The organism is Candidatus Pantoea symbiotica (genome assembly GCF_056491525.1).
In genome coordinates, this window is record NZ_JBSZHR010000002.1 from 1,973,257 (window position 1) to 1,993,308 (window position 20,052).

Sequence of the window (20,052 nt, forward strand, 5' to 3'; positions counted from 1 at the left end):
TCGCTTCCTTTTAGATCCGCATTACTACGCGCGATTAGCATAACTTTAGCTGAAAAAAGAATAACATACCCATTGCGACTTGGATAATTGTGCTTTATCACTACAATCACTCTGACCGATTAACGGCAGCCGTTCGGGTTGTGGCACAATAGTGTAAGTTTCATCGGGCCACATGGCCCGTGCGTTATCATGATGATAGCGCATCCTCTGAAGGTTCTGGAGAGTCACATGCAGCTTAAACGGGTAGCAGAAGCCAAACTGCCCACGCCATGGGGAGATTTCCTGATGGTTGGTTTTGAAGAACTGGCAACCGGCCACGACCATGTCGCGCTGGTTTATGGTGATATTAGCGATCACAATCCGGTGCTGGCGCGCGTCCATTCCGAATGTTTAACTGGCGATGCCCTGTTCAGCTTGCGCTGCGACTGTGGTTTCCAGCTGGAAGCCGCGTTAACGGCGATTGCGGAAGAAGGTCGTGGCATTCTGATGTATCACCGTCAGGAAGGACGTAACATCGGTTTGCTGAATAAAATTCGTGCTTATGCGTTACAGGATAAAGGTTACGACACTGTCGAAGCCAACCATCAGCTCGGTTTCGCCGCTGATGAGCGTGACTTCACGCTGTGTGCGGATATGTTCAAGCTGTTGGGCGTCAATGAAGTGCGCTTGCTGACGAACAATCCGCGCAAAGTTGAGATCCTGACCGAAGCCGGTATCAATATCGTTGAACGCGTGCCGTTGGTTGTCGGGCGTAACCCGAAAAACGCGCACTATCTCGATACGAAAGCCGAGAAAATGGGTCATTTGCTACCGAAGTCTTAAGCAGATTTTAAAGCAGATAAAAAAAGCCGGGAATTCCCGGCTTTTTATTTTAGTTCAGCATATTGCGGATCACGTAATGCAAAATACCGTCGTTCTGGTAGTAGGTTAGTTCGTTACCCGTATCGATACGGCAGCGCGTTTCCAGCGTCTCTTTGCTGCCATCCGCGCGCGTCAGCGTCACGTTTACAGTGCCACCCGGTTTCAGCTGCGACAGGTTCGCCACATCAATAAACTCTTCACCGGTGAGCTGCAGCGTTTTACGCGTCACGCCAGCCGGAAACTCAAGCGGTAGAATCCCCATACCAATCAGGTTAGAGCGGTGAATACGCTCGAAGGATTCGGAAATAACTACGCGCACGCCTTGTAAACGCGGCCCTTTTGCTGCCCAGTCACGACTGGAGCCGGAACCGTACTCTTTACCGGCAATCACGGCTAACGGTACGCCTTCCTGCTGATACTTTATCGCCGCATCGTAAATCGCCAACTGCTCGTTAGTGGGGAAGTGTTTGGTATAACCGCCCTCCACACCCGGCACCATTTCGTTACGAATACGGATGTTAGCGAAAGTGCCGCGCATCATCACTTCGTGGTTACCACGACGCGAACCGTAAGAGTTGAAATCGGTGCGCTCGACGCCATGCGACAGCAAATAGCGTCCGGCTGGACTTTCCGCTTTGATGCTACCCGCCGGAGAAATGTGGTCGGTGGTGACGGAATCACCCAGCATCGCCAGAATGCGCGCGCCTTTGATGTCCTGCACCGGCTTCGGCGTTTTCTCCATGTCATCAAAGAATGGCGACAGGCGAATGTAAGTAGAATCGCCATCCCAATCATAGGTTGCCGCTTCACTAACTTTAATCTGCTGCCACTCCGGCGTGCCGTCAAATACCTCGGCATACTCTTTGTGGAACATATCGCTGGTCACTTTCTGCACCGCTTCCGCAATCTCTTCCGGCGACGGCCAGATATCCTTGAGGAAGACATCATTGCCCTGTCGATCCTGGCCGATCGGATCAGATTGCAGATTGATCTTCATATTACCCGCTAAGGCATAAGCCACCACCAACGGCGGCGAAGCCAGCCAGTTGGTTTTAATCAGCGGATGAATGCGGCCCTCAAAGTTACGGTTACCCGAAAGCACGGCAGCAACCGTGAGATCGCCCTCTTTAATCGCGCTTTCTATCGCATCGGGTAACGGACCGGAGTTGCCGATACAAGTGGTACAACCGTAACCGACCAAATTGAACCCTAATTCGTCCAGATAAGGCGTAAGTTGGGCTACAGCAAGATAATCAGAAACCACTTTAGAACCTGGCGCCAGCGAGGCTTTAACCCACGCCTTGCGCATCAGACCGCGCTCAACGGCTTTCTTCGCCAGCAAACCGGCGGCCATTAGCACGCTAGGATTCGAGGTGTTAGTACAAGAGGTAATCGCCGAGATCACTACTGCACCGTCATCCAACTGATAACTTTCTCCGGTTTCGCTATCGCGATAGCTGACAGTTTTATGCGGTTTTTGCGCCTGATTGACTTCCAGTTCATTGCTGGCATCAAAGGCTGAAGGAACATCGCCCAGCGATACGCGATCCTGTGGGCGTTTTGGTCCGGCAAGGCTGGATTCAACATCACCCATGTCCAGCGCTAAAGAGCTGGTGAACACCGGTTCATCGCCCGCATTGCGCCACATACCTTGTTGCTTGGCATAAGCCTCAACCAGTTCAACTTGCTCCGCATCGCGGCCGGTGAGCGTCATGTAGCTTAAGGTAACGTCATCAACCGGGAAGAAGCCGCAGGTTGCACCATATTCCGGTGCCATGTTGGCGATGGTTGCGCGATCGGCCAGCGGCAAGTCCGCTAATCCATCACCATAAAACTCAACGAATTTACCTACCACTCCGTGTTTACGCAGCATCTGCGTGACGGTTAGCACTAAATCCGTTGCGGTAATACCGGGACGCAGTTTACCGGTGAGTTTGAAACCAACTACGTCAGGAATTAGCATCGAAACCGGCTGGCCAAGCATCGCCGCTTCAGCCTCAATTCCGCCTACGCCCCAACCCAATACGCCGAGCGCATTGATCATAGTGGTGTGCGAATCGGTGCCCACCAGCGTATCCGGATAAGCAATCTCTTGCCCATTCAGCGTCTCATGCCAGACAGATTTACCGAGATATTCCAGATTGACCTGATGACAAATCCCGGTGCCCGGCGGCACGACGCGGAATCGATTGAAGGCTTTTTGCCCCCAGCGCAGGAAGACGTAGCGCTCATGGTTGCGCTCCATTTCCAAATGCACATTTTCACCAAAGGCTTTGTCATCACCGAAATGATCCACGGTGACAGAGTGGTCGATGACCAGATCAACCGGGGATAAGGGATTGACTTTGGCGACATCGCCGCCGAGGCGTTTCACCGCTTCGCGCATGGCGGCTAAGTCCACCACTGCCGGCACGCCGGTAAAATCTTGCATTAATACACGCGCTGGACGATAGGCAATCTCACGATCGGCGTGAGCATCTTTTTGCCAGGCGACCAACGCTTCAATATCTTCGAGCGTGACAGAATCACCATCCTGCCAGCGCAATAGGTTTTCCAGCAGGACTTTCATTGACTTGGGCAAGCGATCAATATTGCCCAATTGCTGAGCTGCTTTGGGCAAGCTGTAGTAATGATATTTTTTTGCCCGAACATCCAGCGTGTCCTGACTCTGCTCGCGTAACGTTAACGACATAGCGCCTCCATGTAAGTGAATCTCTTTTTAAACCTCAGTGACTGCAAGGTTTAACTTAAAGATAGACCACATTACCGTTAACGTTTTGATAACAACACGAATTGACACATTAAAGCACAATGAAAAATGCCCCGACGTTTGTCAGGGCATTTATATAATTCAGTTTAATTTGAGTTAGAGCTTAAATCATCGCCCAAAAGGCGGCAGCCCAAAAAGCCAGGGAAAAGGTATATACACTCACCCAGGATAATGTCGTTGTATTGATGCTCATAATTCACTCCCTCCCGGATTCCGGGCAAAAAAAGTCCACCGTCTTCAGCGTTGTACTGATGACACCGTTTTTTTAATGCTGAGTGTTAAAGGACGGGCTTTTAACTTGCCCACCGGATAATCCGGCAAAAAGAGGGACTAAATGTCTAAATATGGAACAGAACGCATACCGCGTTATTTGGACTTCATATCCATGAAGGATTCAATAAAATTGCGCTGATTCTCACTGAGTTCCCACGAAACAGGAATGGTCACTTGTGGTTCAGTGGATACAACGTCTTTCACTTTGCACGCAGGCGTTTGCGGCTGACGCGCAGAAACCGGATGCTTACGACTGAGTGTATTTGCCCACATGGCTTAACCCCACATACGCCAAATCATTAACGCCACCACTACCCAGAACAGTGCTGAAGCAGCGAAGACAGTCATCCAAGCTTTGCGACGGGTATTGCCAGTACGCTCAACTTTGGTGCTTTTAGTCCGGAAGCCCGGCTGTACAGTTATTCTCGTATTCATAGTTTTTGATAATCACTCTCAATAAAACGATTGATGACAACGATTAAGATTTAGGACGAATCCTAAACTTGTTAAGACCGAAAATCCAGTTATTTTTATTGAGCACAACGATTAACGCTATTTATCAAAACACAAAAGATTGATGAGATAAATTTAATTGCCAACATAACTATTAATTAAATCGTTACATTGTAAATTTGGGTTAACAGCAAATTAGATCCAATCTAAATTTGAGTTTAATTTACCAACCCAGTAAAAAAGCCCTTCTCCATCAACTCTTAACTAGAGTATGGGAATATTCCTGGCGAGCTGCAAAGTAGCATCGTAAAAATTGTGTACTGATTCGCATTTAATAGATAACAATGAAAAAACATGTGACCCATGTTTCATTTACATAAAAATAATGATTTTTTTTGAAGTACTCGTGGCGCTAAGCGCTAAGGGATTCCGAAGGTGCCCACTGGACACCTTGGCAAAAGAATGAGTTAGGAATTTACTTGAAGGGTAATTTGATGTCGCGGAACATCGCTTCAATGTCTTCATTGGAGCGCAGTGCGACCGCCGCATCCACCACATCACGCGTGAGGTGCGGTGCGAAACGTTGAATAAAATCATACATATAGCTGCGCAGAAAGGTGCTACGTCTAAAGCCAATCTTGGTCGTACTATTCGTAAAGATTTCTGATGCTTCAATGCGCACCAAATCGGGGTCTGCAATTGGGTCCACCGCCATGCTGGCAATCACCCCAACGCCCAAGCCTAAACGCACATAGGTCTTAATTACGTCAGCATCTGTCGCAGTAAAGACGATGCGTGGTGTTAATCCTGCGCGATTGAACGCGGTATCCAGCTCTGAACGGCCGGTAAAGCCGAAGGTGTAGGTCACTAACGGGAAATCAGCCAGCTCTTCGATTGTCACATTCGATTTACCTGCCAGCGGATGGTCGGGCGTCACGACGATGGCGCGATTCCAGTGATAGCACGGCAGCATGATCAAATCGTCATACAGATGCAGCGCTTCGGTGGCAATGGCAAAGTCCGCATTCCCCTTTGAAACCGCTTCAGCTATTTGTGTGGGCGATCCCTGATGCATATGTAATGAGACGCGTGGATAACGTTCGATAAAGCCTTTAATCACGCCAGGAAGCGCATAACGCGCTTGCGTGTGCGTGGTCGCTACATATAACGAACCTTTATCCGGCCAGGTATGTTCACCGGCAACCGATTTAATCGCGTCAACTTTGGAGAGCACTTCGCGCGCAATCCGAATAATCTCTTCGCCTGCAGGCGTTACTTGCGTCAGATGCTTACCACTGCGCGCAAATATCTGCACGCCCAGCTCATCTTCTAACATACGGACTTGCTTACTGATGCCTGGCTGCGAGGTATATAAGCCTTCGGCGGTCGATGAGACATTAAGATTGTGATTAACCACTTCGACGATGTAACGCAACTGCTGCAATTTCATAGTTATATCTTCCTGGTAGCGACAGAGGTGCATTCCCGGCAGGCGTGTTTCCGCCTTGATTGCGGTGAGGGAGGGAAAGCGAGTCAGCGAAACGAAAAGAGTTCTATAACTACTATATCAGTTAAAGGAAGAATGTAGAACGATTAGCTATAAGGATAAGAGAAAGGCCAGCGGATGCTGGCCTTGTGGGGAATTACTTCTTCGCTTCCTGCCATTTGCCGTCAATATAGAACATTGACCAGCCAGTGGCTTTGCCATCCTTTTCGGAGGAGACATATTGTTGTTTAGTCTTGCGACTGAAACGCACCATCGTCTTATTCCCTTCCGGATCGGCGGCTGGCGCTTCTGACAGATATTTCAGCTTCTCTGGCAGACGGTCGGCAAAGCGTTGCAGCTCTTCCACCAGCGGCGCGCGCGTTTCACGTGATTTCGGGAAGGTATTAGCGGCAAGGAACACGCCCGCTGCACCATCACGCAGCACAAAGTAAGCATCCGATTTTTCACACTGCAGTTCTGGCAGCGGTACCGGATCTTCTTTCGGCGGCGCGACATCACCATTACGCAGAATCTTACGGGTGTTTTTGCACTCGTCGTTGGTACAGGCCATGTACTTACCGAAACGACCCATTTTCAGGTGCATCTCAGAACCACATTTCTCGCACTCTACAATCGGACCATCGTAGCCCTTGATACGGAATTCGCCCTGCTCGATCTCGTAGCCGTCGCACTCTGGGTTATTACCGCAGACGTGCAGCTTGCGCTGGTTATCGATCAAATAGCTGTCCATCGCGGTGCCACACTTCTGGCAACGACGACGGGCGCGCAGCGCGTTGGTTTCGGCATCATCGCCTTCCAGCACGTTGAGCACTTCATTTTCTGGGATCAGGTTGATGGTCTGCTTGCAGCGCTCTTTCGGCGGCAACGCATAACCCGAGCAACCGAGGAACACGCCGGTACTGGCGGTTCGAATTCCCATCGGACGGCTACAGGTTGGACAGTCAATCGACGTCAAAACCATCTGGTTCGGCTGCATGCCGCCCTCTTCCGGATCTTTCTCAGCATCATCTAACTGCTGGCTGAAATCACTGAAGAAGGAGTCGAGCACCGCTTTCCATTCGGCTTCATTATTTGCCACCTGATCGAGGCTATTTTCCATGCGCGCGGTGAAGTCATAGTTCATCAGCTCGCGGAAGTTAGACTCCAAACGATCGGTAACAATTTCACCCATTTTTTCAGCGTAGAAACGGCGATTCTCAACACGCACGTAACCACGATCCTGAATGGTGGAGATAATCGAGGCGTAAGTAGATGGACGACCAATGCCGCGTTTTTCCAGCTCACGGACCAGTGACGCTTCGCTGAAGCGCGCTGGCGGTTTAGTGAAGTGCTGGCTTGGCATCAGCTCTTTAAGATCCAGCATGTCGCCAACATCAACTGGCGGCAGCGTCAGATCTTCATCATTTTTACGCAGCGCAGGCATCACGCGCGTCCAGCCATCGAAACGCAGCGTACGACCTTTGGCTTTCAATTTGAATTCAGCCGCGCCCACGGTCAGCGTGGTGGAGTCGTACTGAGCCGGTACCATCTGGCAGGCAACGAACTGGCGCCAAATCAGCTGATACAGTTTCTGCGCGTCAGCTTCCATATCTTTCAGCTGCTCAGCGACGATATTCACATCAGAAGGACGAATCGCTTCGTGCGCTTCCTGTGAATTCTCTTTGCTGGCATAGGTATTCGGCGCTTCTGGCAGATACTTTTTACCGAAGCTACTCTCAACATAGCCACGCGCCATCGCCACAGCATCCTGGCTCAGGTTGGTGGAGTCGGTACGCATATAAGTGATGTGGCCCGCTTCATACAAGCGCTGCGCCATCATCATGGTCTTCTTCACGCCGAAGCCCAAACGCGTACTCGCCGCCTGTTGCAGCGTTGAGGTAATAAAAGGTGCAGAAGGCTTGCTGCTGGTCGGTTTATCTTCACGATCCAGCACTTCGTAACGCGCTTTCTGCAAAATCGCCACCGCCGCGTGAGTTTGCTCACGATTAACCGGGCGGAACGCTTTGTCATTCTGATGCGTAACCTGCATAGCCAGATCGGCGCCTTTCGGCGTGGCGAAATCAGCATCGATTTCCCAATACTCTTCTGGCACAAAGGCTTTGATTTCGTGCTCGCGCTCAACCACCAAACGCACAGCAACCGACTGAACGCGACCGGCTGACAGGCCGCGAGCAATTTTCTTCCACAGCAGTGGGGAAACCATGTAACCCACCACGCGATCCATAAAGCGGCGCGCTTGCTGTGCGTTAACACGTTCAATATTGAGCTCGCCCGGCTTGTCAAACGCCTGACGAATCGCATTCTTGGTAATTTCGTTAAACACCACGCGGCTAAAGCGCTTATCGTCCCCACCGATCACTTCCCGCAGGTGCCAGGCAATGGCTTCCCCTTCGCGGTCAAGGTCGGTTGCGAGATAGATGTGGTCTGCATCGGCAGCCAGGTTTTTCAACTCAGCGACAACTTTCTCTTTGCCCGGCAGAATTTGATAATCCGCTTCCCAACCATGCCATGGATCAACGCCCATGCGGTTTACGAGTGCGGCTTTCTCATCCTTTTTTACCTTTTTTCCAGGTTTCGCTTTTTCCCCGTCGGCACTTTTACGGGCAGTTGAACCGCTGGTCGGCAAATCACGGATATGACCGACACTGGATTTCACCACGTAGTCATTACCGAGGTATTTATTGATTGTTTTGGCCTTTGCCGGGGACTCAACGATTACGAGTGATTTACCCATATGTACCTTTACCTAAATGAAACGTCCTGATAAACGGGAGAGAATTGGAGGTCCCAAAACCCAATGGGTTCAATATTGCTGCCAGCATTTCGCATTTCAAGGCAGCAGGGATAATCTCAGGTCAGATTGCGTCGACTTCTGCAACTTTATGATTAGGAGCGAGTTTTCCATCTGACAGAACCACACATCCGGGTGTGATCTCCCTGAAAGCTGAATCGCCCACACTCTACCTGATAAAATCCGTTACGCAACTTAATTAGCATTCTGCCTAATTTTGCGCCAGTTTTATGACGCAATGCTGATTTGCTGAACGCGATAGCTCGCAAGTAATATAGAAGGAGAAAAATGGCTGTCAAAAAAGAGGTGAAAAATGTCAGTGCCAACGGAATCTATTTCACGCCACGCGTTACTGGAAATAGCCAATCAGATAATCACGCAGCACGACACTTATTTTGTCGGATTAGAAGCTAATGACGTGATTCAGCAAGGTGAGGTTTTGGTGTTTCGCGGTCCCTATTTTCTTGATGATCAAGGCTTGCCTACGGCCAAAACCACCACGGTATTTAATGTGTTTAAACACCTCGCGGTCGAACTCTCCTCTCAATATCATCTGGCATAAAAAAAGCCCGGCAATTGCCGGGCTCGGTTATAACAGCGGCTTCTCGCCGCGCTGCCAAATTTTCAGAATCAACCGCTCTGCCGCCAGACTGGCGCTGTTGGTGAAGCGATCCATCATTTTACGCTTACGTGCATAGTGCACGCCCAGCACGGTGAAGCGGTCCATATGCTTGATAATCAAAGCATCGCTGGTGCCGATTTCATCGACCAGACCTAAATCCAGCGCCTGACGGCCATACCAATGCTCGCCGGTCGCCACTTTATTCAGATCAAGCGACGGACGCATCTGCTGTACGAAATCCTTAAACAGTTGATGCGTTTCATTGAGATCTTCCTGGAATTTCTCGCGCCCTTCGTCGGTGTTTTCACCAAACAGCGTTAAGGTACGTTTGTATTGACCGGCGGTATGCAGCTCAACGTCAATATCGTTACGCTTTAACAGTCGGTTGAAGTTAGGGATCTGCGCGACCACGCCAATCGAACCAATAATAGAAAACGGTGCCGCCACAATACGATCCGCCACGCAAGCCATCATGTAACCGCCGCTGGCAGCGACTTTATCCACCACGGCTGTCAATTGCAGGCCGGCATCACGCAGACGTTGCAGCTGCGAAGCCGCCAAACCGTAGCCGTGTACCACGCCGCCTGGGCTTTCCAGACGCAGTAGCACTTCATCGCCCGGCAGCGCAACCGCCAGCACCGCGGAGATCTCTTCACGTAATGAAGTGACTTCACTCGCGTCCATGCTGCCTTTGAACTCCAGCACATACAGCGTGGGTTTCAGCGTCTCGCTCACGCCCGCTTTGGCATTGCGTTTATCGGCTTTCGCCTTTTGCTTCTCTTCTTTCTTATGCAGCTTGAGCCACACTTTTTGCGCCTGTGGCTTCATTTTGGCGAGCTGCAGATCTTCCTTCATCTCACGATAATCATCATCAAGATGCGTCAAACGCAGCTGGCCGCTGCTGTGACGTTTACGCAGCGCGGCATTAAGCACAATCAGAACAATAGCTGCGATCGCCACCACCACGGTGACGGCCTTAGCCAGAAATAATCCGTAACTGGAGAAAAAATCCATTCTGCCGCCTTATTAAACAGTAAATTACAACAGCTTCAAGTTTACCCGCTTTACGCGCTGTCGTCGCCTGAAATGCCCGCAGGCGGCACAGAATGCGAGGCTAAGCGATTGCACCGCGCGGCAAATTCAGGCATAAAGCCAAAAACCTCCTGACCCGAGCAAAGGACATCGCTGTGCATTATCAACCGAAAAGCGATCTGCTGGAAAATCGCATCATTCTCGTCACCGGCGCTTCCGACGGCATTGGCCGTGAAGCAGCGCTGACCTATGCGCGCTACGGCGCGCGCGTCATCCTGCTGGGACGCAACGCCGACACGCTGCAGAAAACTGAACAAGCCATCAACCAGTTAAACAAGCAGCCTGCGTCTTCTTTATTACTGGATCTGGCTGAAGCCACGCCAGAAAGCTGCCAGCAGCTGGCCGATCAGGTCGCTGCTCTGGTGCCGCGTCTGGATGGCGTGCTGCACAACGCCGGCATTCTGGGCGAGATTGTGCCGCTGGAAGAACTCGATCCGCAGATCTGGCGTGACGTGATGCAGATTAATCTTGATGCCACCTTCTATTTAACCCAGGCATTACTGCCGCTGCTGCTGCAATCGGATGCCGGATCGCTGGTATTTACCACCTCAAGCGTGGGCCGCACCGGACGTGCCGGCTGGGGCGCGTACGCGGTTTCGAAGTTTGCTACTGAAGGCATGATGCAGGTACTGGCAGACGAGTATAAAAACCGTCATCTGCGAGTGAACTGCATCAATCCTGGCGGCACGCGCACCAAAATGCGCGCCAGCGCCTTCCCGGAAGAGGATGCCAATTTACTCAAAACCCCGGCTGATTTGATGCCGCTCTACCTCTATTTAATGGGCGATGACAGTCGTCGTAAAACCGGTACCAGCTTCGATGCGCAGCCGGGACGTAAAGCGGGGCCAGCAACCGCATGAGCGATCGCCATCAGCAACGCCAGCAACGCCTTAAAGAGCAAGTCGATGCCCGTATCGCCGCCGCCACCGAGACGCGCGGCATTTTGATGGTGTTCACCGGTAACGGCAAAGGCAAAACCACCGCCGCTTTCGGCACCGCGTTGCGCGCCTGTGGGCACGGTAAAAAAGTGGCGGCGGTTCAGTTTATTAAAGGCGAATGGCCAAACGGTGAACGCAACTTGCTGGAGCAGCACGGCGTCGAATTTCAGGTGATGTCTACCGGTTTTACCTGGGATACGCAGAACCGCGAGACCGATACCGCCGCCTGTCAGTTGGTGTGGCAGCAGGCGCGTCGCATGTTGGCCGATGACAGCGTCGATCTGGTGATCCTGGATGAAATCACTTACATGGTGAGCATGGATTATCTGGATTTAAATGAGTTGGTCGATGTACTGCAACAGCGCCCTGCACAGCAAAGCGTGATCATTACCGGTCGCGGCTGTCATCGTACGTTACTGGATTTGGCGGATACCGTGACGGAAATGCGTCCGGTGAAGCATGCGTTCGATGCGGGAATTCAGGCACAGCAAGGAATAGACTGGTAAAACGCTGACGCCGCGAAGTACGGCGTCAGGTTTCGCATCAGGAACCGCGTTTGGTGTTATTACGACGCGGATTGTTGCTCACCACACCGTGACGTTTTACCGCACGACGGATTTGGTTAGCCTTGGTGCGACGACGATCCTTTTCGACGGCAACTTTAGTCACCGTCTCTTCCGGCATACTGACTAACGTACGCAGATAGTTAACCGCCGGTAATTCCATCTCGATCCAGCCGCCGCGTGGCAAGCCTTTTGGCAACTGGATATCACCGTAACGCACACGCATCAGGCGACTAACCTGCACGCCGACCGCTTCCCACAGACGACGCACTTCGCGGTTACGTCCTTCGGTCAGCGTCACGTTGTACCATTGGTTAATGCCTTCGCCACCGGCAAACTTAATGGTTTTGAACGATGCCGGGCCATCTTCCAGCTGCACGCCTTTGCTCAGCTGACGGATTTTATCGTCATCCACTTCGCCAAACACGCGAACCGCGTATTCACGCTCAACTTCACGGCTTGGGTGCATCAGACGGTTAGCCAGTTCACCATCGGTGGTGAACAGCATCAAACCGCAGGTATTCACATCCAGACGACCAACGGCAATCCAGCGTGAACCACGCAGACGCGGCAGACGATCAAACACGGTTGGACGCCCTTCCGGATCGTTACGCGTGCAGAGCTCACCTTCCGGTTTGTAATACGCCAGTACGCGGCACACTTCGGTCGCCGACTCAGCGATGGACACCAGATGGCCATCAATACGAATTTTCAGGGATTTATCACTTTCAACACGATCGCCAAGCGTCGCCAGTTTGCCGTCAACGCTGACGCGTCCGGCTGAAATCATGGTTTCGATTTCGCGACGCGAACCGTGACCGGCGCGCGCTAATACTTTCTGTAATTTTTCGCTCATGGAGCCTCGTTGTCGCCTTCCCAGGCGTCGGATTGTTAAAGCAATACTTAATAAAATCAATACGTTAGTTTCACCTGTAGGTGCCATTATACAGGATGTGCAACACGAAGTAACGCTTATTGTTGTCCACCTTGTTGCACAAGTTACAGGCAATAAAAAACCCGCTCTTACAGCGGGTCATCATTAAAAATGGATTATTCAATGCAGTAGGTATCGTTTAACTTCTTCAACGTCAGCGCCCACTGCTTTGAGGGCTTCGACGAGCTTATCTTGTGTTGTGTGTAGAGATAACATCCAATATGTGATCTGCCATTGTTCCCTGATAACCACTGTGTTTTTGTCTTCAGGTTCACGACGATGGAAAACATAGGCCATACAATTTCTTCCCAAGGTAATGATTAATAAGTATACCGCAGGTGTAGGATGGCACTACTAATCGTAAGGTTAAATCGATTGTTTCTATTGTAGAGATGAAGGTTTTTGATTGAAAAACGAATGCGCCTAAATTTCTTAAGCAGGCATAACTTATAAACAAGGATAGAAACATCAGTCTCGGGTTGATTATTAAGTTAGGTTAATGATTGGCGTTTCTATAAAATTTCCCAGCCTACTTCAACTTATTGTTCCACCTCGATAAAATGTGTTTAAGTTGAGGCTTAACCAAACTCGTCACTTTAAATCATCAGTAATCTGGGGATTGTGCAGCAACTTTTATTGGCTGGGCTGAACCAATGAAAAGAGAGTTAATGTATCAATTACATCAACCCAACAAAAACTTTACATTTAAATCGGATTTTTCTCAATCCTTAGTACAACCAGCCTATACTTCAATTTTACGACTTTATCAATACAATTAAATTTGACATGGAATAGAAAATGTGATACCCTAACAACTGAAAAGCCGAGCGTAGCGAGGTGTTATTATCTCTTTGTTTAAATATTCTCTCTAGCTATGTTTCATGTAGTAGATGACTATCGTAGATAGGAGTCTACGGAATGGAACATAGCTAATTAATGTATCCCTTCCTGTTAAGGGTATAGGGATAAGATCATAGAGTGGTTAGATGCATCAACTTACTTTAGTGGTAACTAACGTTAGTTCTGATCTAACAGATGAAACACAACAAAGTTAACAATTAACTAAGTGCAGTTAGAACTTAATATTAAGGTTATCCAGCTGAGGTAACTCACAACATCTTACACTTCCTGTAATCCCCTCTTTCGCACGCTGTTCGCCAACCTTAACCCAACAACCAATTCTATTAAGCGTGTTTCTGAAAACGTCACAGAAGCTATCTGACCCATCTATAAATAGTTGCTCTGCTTACTTTGTGCCACTCCACTAATTCCCCCACCTTCATGCCTCTTCTAAAGTCCTGAATGACCTTATCCTTGATTGAGAATGTATGAGTTGAAGGTTTGCCTGGCTTACGTCCTGCAACCGTGCATAACTCTTTCCCTGAATCGGCACAAGCTACAGTTACGCGCTTATCCCCTGCACAATATTCTTTTCTGAACACAACAACACAGATTGGTAATGGTGATCTCACGCTCTCAAGCCGTGCAGGATGGATGAACTTAACGCCACGGTGCAGAAACCTGATTTCGTGACAGTGAGGGTTAGCGAACACGCCAGAGAGAAAATATGTCGCCTGTGGTCTGGCTGCAATAACGAATATCGATAAGTCAGCCTCACCTGCTTTCGTAAGGAAAACCGCCGTCATTGAGAAAGGAGGATTGCAAAATACCCTCTCACCTTCCCAGCTCTGTTTCAGTGCATCAGTATCAGCATCCCAATACCGGTCACACACTGCATTGTCAGCATCTGCTGCCGCATCAACAGTGAAATCAAATTCATTGTCTAATTCCCTTAACAAGTGAAACGGCGTGCGCCAGTCATCCTTACCGCCATTGTTAACACCGTGCCGGATGTAACGAAAGCATTCGTCCCTGATAGTGATAGTCTGCTCCTAAATCCCATAACTCACTCTAATAGTGAGATATTATGTTTACAAAACAGCCGTCATTCAAGCTAACTTTCTTCCTATTGGATACCATTCAAGAGGCGCTTAGCCCTATCACAAGCAACAGAAGAAAGTCAATAAATAATTATTGACATTTTGTGCTAAATCTATTATAATCAATTGTAGGGTAAGCAAAGCGTAAGAAAGTATCTCACAGAGTTTACTTCTTCTTATCGAGCTTTCAGCATCACAGGCCCAGCCGTAATCGCGTCACACGCACCATTTCATAGCAAACCTTCACACGCCAGTGAAACCCAAAATCTCCCGCGCGATTGCCGCGCTCATTATCAAAACTGTCATCCAAGCAGTGTCTCCTTGATGAGCCGGGCTTTTCTTTCGCGTGGGATTTTTTCACCTAAACAAAAGGAAATCGCATACTGATGAATGACACAGATAGTAGCAACTCGCTACACCTTATTGAGGCGTGGATGCCTCGTTTCGAATATCACGTTTACCGTGACCGCCTTCGAAGTCATAACCTTCCGACAACTCCAACCCGCGTTGCCTTCCTGTATTGGGCAGAGCAGATGATGAAACACTGCTTCACCTTTGAAGACTTCCTTCAGGAATGGGACAACGGCAACCCGCACCGCGTGATCAATCAGTGGCTGGAATCGGGCCTTATTCAAAAGGACTTCTACAACGGCATCTGGTATTACGTCACCGAATACGCCGCAGACAGCAAATCACCCTTTACGTGTAAAAGCTGTAACCGAATCAACATCAAACGACTACTTGAAATCAAACAAAATAAGGAACAACTATAATGACAACATTCAAATTACCAGCAGAAGCAAAAAAAGAAATCCGTGCTATCTACCACTCAGAACGTGATTCCTATGTTCATCAATACACTCAGCGCCACCTACGTGAGCGTGAAGAACTGATCGAGGTGCATCCGGTTTCCCTTGTACGACTTCAGGATTTTATCCTCGCAGGCTATCGAATCTCTGACTTACGTGATCAGGAGATTTTTATCCCTGGTAGTCCAATGATGCGCGTTGTTCTCGACCGTCCGCAGTCAGTTGTAGATGCCGACCGCGAAGAACTGGAAGCCCAAGCTGAGGCCGATTTGGTAGATCAAATCACTGAAGAAATCACTCAGGTGTATACAGAACGTCACAGGACAGAACTAGAAGCCAAAAACGCAGCAGAGGCCGCAGCGCTGGAAGCAAAAGCACCAACTATGCGCGACCGTATTCGAGCCGCACTAGTATACAGCGAAATTGAGTAAAATGAATACAGTCACCGTAACACGTCAGCAACTGGAGAAATTTCTCTCCGTTCTTATCAGTGCGGGTTTTATACCCAAAGATGGAATCTGATTTACTCGAACTAGTGCGGTTGGGCCTTATTGAGTTTCGTTGCACCGAGGAGGGAACTCCTGTTATCTATCACATCAGCACCGACAAATTTTATTCCCTTCTCGATCTTCACCACCTAACTTCTTAGATGAAAGTCTCGAAAGAGGGGGTGAAAATCGAAGTAAAAAAGGGCCACTTTTCGGAGGTTGGTTATTTTTTGAACAGCAATTAATGGCCTCTAAACCCGCGTCATTGCTGGGTTTTACCCCAAAAAGAATGATGATCTAGCAGGGGTAAGAATATGTCACGCTAAGACCTGTTTCACAGATAGTCTTTGGAGTGGCTTCAGCCACGACATTACCCCTTAATCTATTTCACAAGGAGTGTATGAACATTCATTGCAAACAGTGTGGAGTTGAGTTTCAGCCTCAACGTTCCACAGCGGCCTATTGCAGCGTCAATTGCCGGAAAGCAGCATCAAGAAAACAACAAACAAAAGGAAAAAGAACAACAAGCAAACAATCAGAGACACCACTTGAAGATCTGGAGTCTGCCTTTTTTCGTTCAGGTGTATCTGACTGGCTGGTGAAGCAATGCAAGCGAAGTAAAACAGTCGAAATCCTTCCAGCCACCAAAGCAGAAATGCTTGCCCTGTTTCATCTGGTAAGATGGAAGCAATCGCGTTTGCCGTATGCGGAGAATGGTTTCAACTATGACATTTGCCACATCTACCCCGGCAAGAAAGTAAAAGGCAGGATAGGCACACTTCACCCAAACAATCTCTTTGTTGCACCAGCCAGCAATAACCGTGCAGCACAGGCAGCAATGCCTGTTCAGGGTTACGGCGTCAGCATTGCAGCCGGATACCTGAAGATGCCATACCGTATTGACGCCAACACAAGCGACAGCAGCATCAGAGCCAAAATCCGCACATACCTTACTGAACAAGGTATCTGGGAGGAGTTTCTTCGTGCATCAGGCGTTGAGCGCGGTAAAAAAGAAATCACCTACAAGTCTTTAAAGGCAAAAATCCCCAATCTGGAGAATCTCCCGTTCTTTCGTTTACTGGAGATTGCTTCCCAATTACATAACAAAGAAGTCATGGTGCAGATACGCGAGCACTTTGGCGAGCCATACACAGAGAATGAGGAATACGATATGAACCACTTAGAAGAAGAAATCACACGTTACAACAAAGCAACAGGTAAACGCCTAGAATCGTCCGATCACTGGGAAGCGCTCCCGGTTTACCCGGAGAAGAAAGTAGCAGAAGTTTATCTGCGCGAACTGATTCGATTCGCACAGCTTTACCCGTCAGGCAGTCAACAACAGCGGTATGCTCAATCGCTGGTTACGGAAGGTTATGCGCTGTGCCGTGGAGGATACAACTACTTCCTGGCCTATCCACCCTATCACACCCAACTGTCAACAATGGATGCAGATCAGGAAAACCTCCTGTCTAGTCTGGCAGACGCAGCCAACCCTCACAAACAAAACAGCATCGTGCCAAAAGCCTTTCTTCATGCGAATAAGAAGCTACCAGCAGGCACCGCAGAGAGCATCTGGCACGATCTTTTCTCCAGAGTAATGCAATGGCAGTTAGACTGCTTTACTTTCCTCCAGTTTGGAAGTGTGCCGGAAACGCCAGCCGGGACGGTATAACTGCCACTTTGCTTAACAACGCATTAAACAAAAGTTTTATTCAAATCAGCTTTTTCATACCGCAGTTTGACACGCTGATCACACCACTATCACTTCAACTTTTAATAATCAATAGATGTTACTAAATCGCGGCATACAGCCGGAGGATGTGATCACCGCAGACTTACAGGAGGCCATTTGGCAGCTAACAAACGATACAAAAAGAACTTGGATACATTCCTTGCAGACCCTGCAAGAAATGAACGCATCAGTGCCATCAGGAGCGATTTAAAACTCTTCGCTAATGGCCACAAGCATCAAGAGGAAGCGCCAGAGAGGGCCATAAAGAAGCTAATACTGTGCCCACGTAGGATCGATGGAACGCCATTCATTGAATATTCACCGGGCTACCTGATTCACCAGGATGATTTTGAAGATTACGTGAGTGGAGCGCGGCAACTCCCCATGGGTGAGCGTCAGCAAGTGGATGCAAAGCAGAAGAGGATTGATTGGGAGTTATTGATAGCAGGTCTGGATGGATTGCCTTGGACGCTTGAGGATTGGCATTTTAGGGCAGTGATTGGAACAACACACGATGATCTACGACTGATGCACCATCCGTAAGCTGTATGAAAAAACACTGATAACGAAACGGTAGCCTATTGCATTAACTTCATCCTTAAGTAAAATCCTAAATATTGATTGATTTTACTGGTCTATAAAATCGTTTTTATTTATTAAATAGATAAAGGAATATCTCCGATGTCTCGTAGAGCAACTTGGATTGCAGTCTTTCTGTTTTGTGTTGCAGCATGGGGGTGAGTGATATGGGCGCTGATGTAGAAGACACCATCCCTTCAGAAGAGCAGCCAGACAGAGAGCAGTCTCAATGTGCCTCGCTTGAAGGTTGGGAGCTAACGGAAGAACAGCGTAGATTTATCGAATCGCTCAGGGATGCCCTACCGTTCATCTTTGGCTTAAGTCTGATAATGCCAGATGGACATTTTTTCGATTTATTCATATAATTCATTGAGCTGCACTAATAGGTGTGAGATACGGTATGGACATTGGATTTATTGCCGAACCTATAGTTGATCTAAAGGGAAGAACACTTGGTGTTGAACTCCTGACCCGATTCATTTCAAACCAAAACAAACAGTTGCATCCTGGCTATGTGATCGCAGGTTGGGATTTAGAGCGTAAGCGAGGATTCTTATTCGAACAGTGCTCAGTCATAGCCAATAAACAAGATTGGTTTCTGACTAATCATTTTTTCTGCACAGTTAACATTGACCATTCTATGGCTAAATTGCTGAAAGATGACTCCTCCCTTCGTGGCACGTTTGAATCGATGCCATTTATCAAGCTGGAGATTTCTGAACAATTTCCCGGCTTGCAAAATGGGCAGGAAAGTTCATTGCTCAGTTTTTTGAAGAAAGGGAAAAACGCACTCTGGCTTGATGACCTTGGAGCTGGGGGCGCTAATGTGAGAAGTTTAATTAATGGCTATTTTGACGTGGTTAAAATAGATCGCGTCTTCTTCAATGCTCAGGTTAAGAAGGCAAGCTTCCCCCTTTTAATCAAAAAGATAAGGAGCTATTGCGACAGGATTGTCGTTGAAGGTATTGAAAGCGAAGAACACTTGGAGATTATCAAAAGTGTTGATATTTGGGGGCTGCAAGGCTACCTGTTTGAGTCTGTACCATTCCAGAACATAGAGATCTTATCGCATCGCGTTAGATGATTTGAAACAATCATGATGACAAAGGTGTCCCAAGCTTAAACCTTGAGAATTGTATTTTATCCTACGTCCGCACCAGGCGCCCGGCTTCGTGTTACTCCTTATACGTTGCCGGTTTCTTTTCCTAACTCGCTCACCACCTATAACCTCCAAGTTTAATCAAACAATCTTCCACAAAAATGATCTAGGACCACTCCTAAAATTACATCCAGTCATGATTTTATGAGACAATTCTCATCTTATGAGTTTTTGTAAAGGTAAGGTGTAATGTCATGGAGAATGACGTGGTTACATCTTTTAGTTTTTTGTTCATTGGTGTGGGGGCTTGCAATATGCATACTGCTTTGGGCAATAAACTAAAAGAAGTGGGATTTCGCAAGCTGGATGGCTGGGACTTCAATGAAAAGCAGTTGGCCTTTATTGAAGCGGTATTAAATGACGATTTGACACATAAAACCAATCACTTACAAAACTTTATCAAAAAATCACCTGAAACCTCTTCTAAAGAATGAGTTAGTGACTTAAGCGCAGCAGGAAGCTGTGTTGGAGGGGAATTTCATTCGTGGTGTATTCCCTTCTTGCTGTGTGCAAATTGCCTATACTGGGGGCATCCCGG

19 protein-coding genes are annotated in these 20,052 nt (G+C 48.5%); 10 read left to right on the forward strand and 9 right to left on the reverse strand.

Features of this window, described 5'->3' with window-relative positions; all coding sequences use genetic code 11:
• Positions 1-228 precede the first annotated feature (228 nt).
• Entirely contained in the window at positions 229-822 is a 594-nt protein-coding gene (gene ribA / locus ACXIZX_RS09735) for a GTP cyclohydrolase II (RefSeq protein ID WP_008106521.1), read from the forward strand.
• A gap of 49 nt (positions 823-871) precedes the next feature.
• Here ribA and acnA read toward each other — a convergent pair whose 3' ends face one another.
• The 5 genes from acnA to topA all read right to left on the reverse strand — a co-directional run bounded on the left by acnA (position 872) and on the right by topA (position 8,598).
• Positions 872-3,553 (reverse strand): aconitate hydratase AcnA, encoded by a 2,682-nt coding sequence (acnA, locus tag ACXIZX_RS09740; RefSeq protein WP_479404063.1) that lies wholly within the window; start codon positions 3,551-3,553, stop codon positions 872-874.
• A gap of 444 nt (positions 3,554-3,997) precedes the next feature.
• On the reverse strand, positions 3,998-4,177 hold the full coding sequence (locus ACXIZX_RS09745; protein ID WP_036648922.1) for a hypothetical protein: 180 nt from the start codon (positions 4,175-4,177) through the stop codon (positions 3,998-4,000).
• 3 nt (positions 4,178-4,180) lie between these two features.
• The gene (locus ACXIZX_RS09750) at positions 4,181-4,339 is read right to left on the reverse strand and encodes a YmiA family putative membrane protein (protein ID WP_071531660.1); all 159 of its coding nucleotides are present in this window, start codon (positions 4,337-4,339) and stop codon (positions 4,181-4,183) included.
• A 493-nt stretch (positions 4,340-4,832) separates the two neighbouring features.
• Positions 4,833-5,807: an HTH-type transcriptional regulator CysB gene (cysB, locus tag ACXIZX_RS09755; RefSeq protein ID WP_007892425.1), complete on the reverse strand. Its 975-nt coding sequence runs from the start codon at positions 5,805-5,807 to the stop codon at positions 4,833-4,835.
• Between the two features lie 193 nt (positions 5,808-6,000).
• Positions 6,001-8,598, reverse strand: coding sequence for a type I DNA topoisomerase (gene topA / locus ACXIZX_RS09760; RefSeq protein ID WP_008106525.1), 2,598 nt, complete (start codon positions 8,596-8,598; stop codon positions 6,001-6,003).
• 370 nt (positions 8,599-8,968) lie between these two features.
• Here topA and ACXIZX_RS09765 point away from each other — a divergent pair, with 370 nt between their 5' ends.
• Positions 8,969-9,217, forward strand: a complete 249-nt coding sequence (locus ACXIZX_RS09765; RefSeq protein WP_061718783.1) for a DUF2498 family protein — start codon at positions 8,969-8,971, stop codon at positions 9,215-9,217.
• Positions 9,218-9,244: 27 nt separating this feature from the next.
• On the opposite strand, the gene sohB is transcribed toward ACXIZX_RS09765, so the two are convergent.
• Positions 9,245-10,291, reverse strand: coding sequence for a protease SohB (gene sohB, locus ACXIZX_RS09770; RefSeq protein WP_479404064.1), 1,047 nt, complete (start codon positions 10,289-10,291; stop codon positions 9,245-9,247).
• A gap of 173 nt (positions 10,292-10,464) precedes the next feature.
• On the opposite strand from sohB, the gene ACXIZX_RS09775 reads away from it, so the two are divergent.
• Both ACXIZX_RS09775 and cobO read left to right on the forward strand, forming a co-directional pair.
• Positions 10,465-11,229 (forward strand): YciK family oxidoreductase, encoded by a 765-nt coding sequence (locus ACXIZX_RS09775; protein ID WP_061718782.1) that lies wholly within the window; start codon positions 10,465-10,467, stop codon positions 11,227-11,229.
• Positions 11,226-11,813, forward strand: coding sequence for a cob(I)yrinic acid a,c-diamide adenosyltransferase (gene cobO / locus ACXIZX_RS09780; protein ID WP_479404065.1), 588 nt, complete (start codon positions 11,226-11,228; stop codon positions 11,811-11,813). Before ACXIZX_RS09775 ends, cobO begins: the two co-directional genes overlap by 4 nt.
• A 37-nt stretch (positions 11,814-11,850) precedes the next feature.
• Here cobO and rluB read toward each other — a convergent pair whose 3' ends face one another.
• From rluB to ACXIZX_RS09795, 3 genes are all read right to left on the reverse strand, one after another.
• Positions 11,851-12,726, reverse strand: a complete 876-nt coding sequence (rluB, locus tag ACXIZX_RS09785) for a 23S rRNA pseudouridine(2605) synthase RluB (RefSeq protein ID WP_008106535.1) — start codon at positions 12,724-12,726, stop codon at positions 11,851-11,853.
• Positions 12,727-12,924: 198 nt separating this feature from the next.
• Positions 12,925-13,101 carry a DUF3606 domain-containing protein gene (locus tag ACXIZX_RS09790; RefSeq protein ID WP_479404066.1) on the reverse strand — a complete coding sequence of 59 codons (177 nt, stop codon included), beginning with the start codon at positions 13,099-13,101 and terminating at the stop codon, positions 12,925-12,927.
• Positions 13,102-14,018: 917 nt separating this feature from the next.
• On the reverse strand, positions 14,019-14,687 hold the full coding sequence (locus ACXIZX_RS09795) for a DNA N-6-adenine-methyltransferase (protein WP_479404867.1): 669 nt from the start codon (positions 14,685-14,687) through the stop codon (positions 14,019-14,021).
• A gap of 443 nt (positions 14,688-15,130) precedes the next feature.
• Here ACXIZX_RS09795 and ACXIZX_RS09800 point away from each other — a divergent pair, with 443 nt between their 5' ends.
• The 6 genes from ACXIZX_RS09800 (at position 15,131) to ACXIZX_RS09825 (ending at position 19,948) form a co-directional block, all read left to right on the forward strand.
• Positions 15,131-15,517: a hypothetical protein gene (locus tag ACXIZX_RS09800; protein WP_479404067.1), complete on the forward strand. Its 387-nt coding sequence runs from the start codon at positions 15,131-15,133 to the stop codon at positions 15,515-15,517.
• A complete protein-coding gene (locus tag ACXIZX_RS09805) occupies positions 15,517-15,984 on the forward strand; it encodes a hypothetical protein (protein WP_479404068.1) in 468 nt (155 codons plus the stop codon). The genes ACXIZX_RS09800 and ACXIZX_RS09805 overlap by 1 nt, the downstream gene beginning before the upstream one ends.
• Positions 15,985-16,441: 457 nt before the next feature.
• Complete coding sequence (locus ACXIZX_RS09810) at positions 16,442-17,716, forward strand: hypothetical protein (protein ID WP_479404069.1); 1,275 nt, start codon at positions 16,442-16,444, stop codon at positions 17,714-17,716.
• 177 nt (positions 17,717-17,893) lie between these two features.
• On the forward strand, positions 17,894-18,319 hold the full coding sequence (locus tag ACXIZX_RS09815) for a hypothetical protein (RefSeq protein WP_479404070.1): 426 nt from the start codon (positions 17,894-17,896) through the stop codon (positions 18,317-18,319).
• Between the two features lie 436 nt (positions 18,320-18,755).
• Positions 18,756-19,439 (forward strand): EAL domain-containing protein, encoded by a 684-nt coding sequence (locus tag ACXIZX_RS09820; protein ID WP_479404071.1) that lies wholly within the window; start codon positions 18,756-18,758, stop codon positions 19,437-19,439.
• A 269-nt stretch (positions 19,440-19,708) separates the two neighbouring features.
• Positions 19,709-19,948 carry a hypothetical protein gene (locus tag ACXIZX_RS09825; RefSeq protein WP_479404072.1) on the forward strand — a complete coding sequence of 80 codons (240 nt, stop codon included), beginning with the start codon at positions 19,709-19,711 and terminating at the stop codon, positions 19,946-19,948.
• Positions 19,949-20,052 lie beyond the last annotated feature (104 nt).

Excerpts from the sequence above, each read along its gene's own strand:
- ribA (WP_008106521.1), top strand. The coding sequence starts at position 229 with ATGCAGCTTAAACGGGTAGCAGAAGCCAAACTGCCCACGCCATGGGGA.
- acnA (WP_479404063.1), bottom strand. The coding sequence starts at position 3,553 with ATGTCGTTAACGTTACGCGAGCAGAGTCAGGACACGCTGGATGTTCGG.
- ACXIZX_RS09745 (WP_036648922.1), bottom strand. The coding sequence starts at position 4,177 with ATGTGGGCAAATACACTCAGTCGTAAGCATCCGGTTTCTGCGCGTCAG.
- ACXIZX_RS09750 (WP_071531660.1), bottom strand. The coding sequence starts at position 4,339 with ATGAATACGAGAATAACTGTACAGCCGGGCTTCCGGACTAAAAGCACC.
- cysB (WP_007892425.1), bottom strand. The coding sequence starts at position 5,807 with ATGAAATTGCAGCAGTTGCGTTACATCGTCGAAGTGGTTAATCACAAT.
- topA (WP_008106525.1), bottom strand. The coding sequence starts at position 8,598 with ATGGGTAAATCACTCGTAATCGTTGAGTCCCCGGCAAAGGCCAAAACA.
- ACXIZX_RS09765 (WP_061718783.1), top strand. The coding sequence starts at position 8,969 with ATGTCAGTGCCAACGGAATCTATTTCACGCCACGCGTTACTGGAAATA.
- sohB (WP_479404064.1), bottom strand. The coding sequence starts at position 10,291 with ATGGATTTTTTCTCCAGTTACGGATTATTTCTGGCTAAGGCCGTCACC.
- cobO (WP_479404065.1), top strand. The coding sequence starts at position 11,226 with ATGAGCGATCGCCATCAGCAACGCCAGCAACGCCTTAAAGAGCAAGTC.
- rluB (WP_008106535.1), bottom strand. The coding sequence starts at position 12,726 with ATGAGCGAAAAATTACAGAAAGTATTAGCGCGCGCCGGTCACGGTTCG.
- ACXIZX_RS09790 (WP_479404066.1), bottom strand. The coding sequence starts at position 13,101 with ATGGCCTATGTTTTCCATCGTCGTGAACCTGAAGACAAAAACACAGTG.
- ACXIZX_RS09800 (WP_479404067.1), top strand. The coding sequence starts at position 15,131 with ATGAATGACACAGATAGTAGCAACTCGCTACACCTTATTGAGGCGTGG.
- ACXIZX_RS09805 (WP_479404068.1), top strand. The coding sequence starts at position 15,517 with ATGACAACATTCAAATTACCAGCAGAAGCAAAAAAAGAAATCCGTGCT.
- ACXIZX_RS09810 (WP_479404069.1), top strand. The coding sequence starts at position 16,442 with ATGAACATTCATTGCAAACAGTGTGGAGTTGAGTTTCAGCCTCAACGT.
- ACXIZX_RS09820 (WP_479404071.1), top strand. The coding sequence starts at position 18,756 with ATGGACATTGGATTTATTGCCGAACCTATAGTTGATCTAAAGGGAAGA.
- ACXIZX_RS09825 (WP_479404072.1), top strand. The coding sequence starts at position 19,709 with ATGGAGAATGACGTGGTTACATCTTTTAGTTTTTTGTTCATTGGTGTG.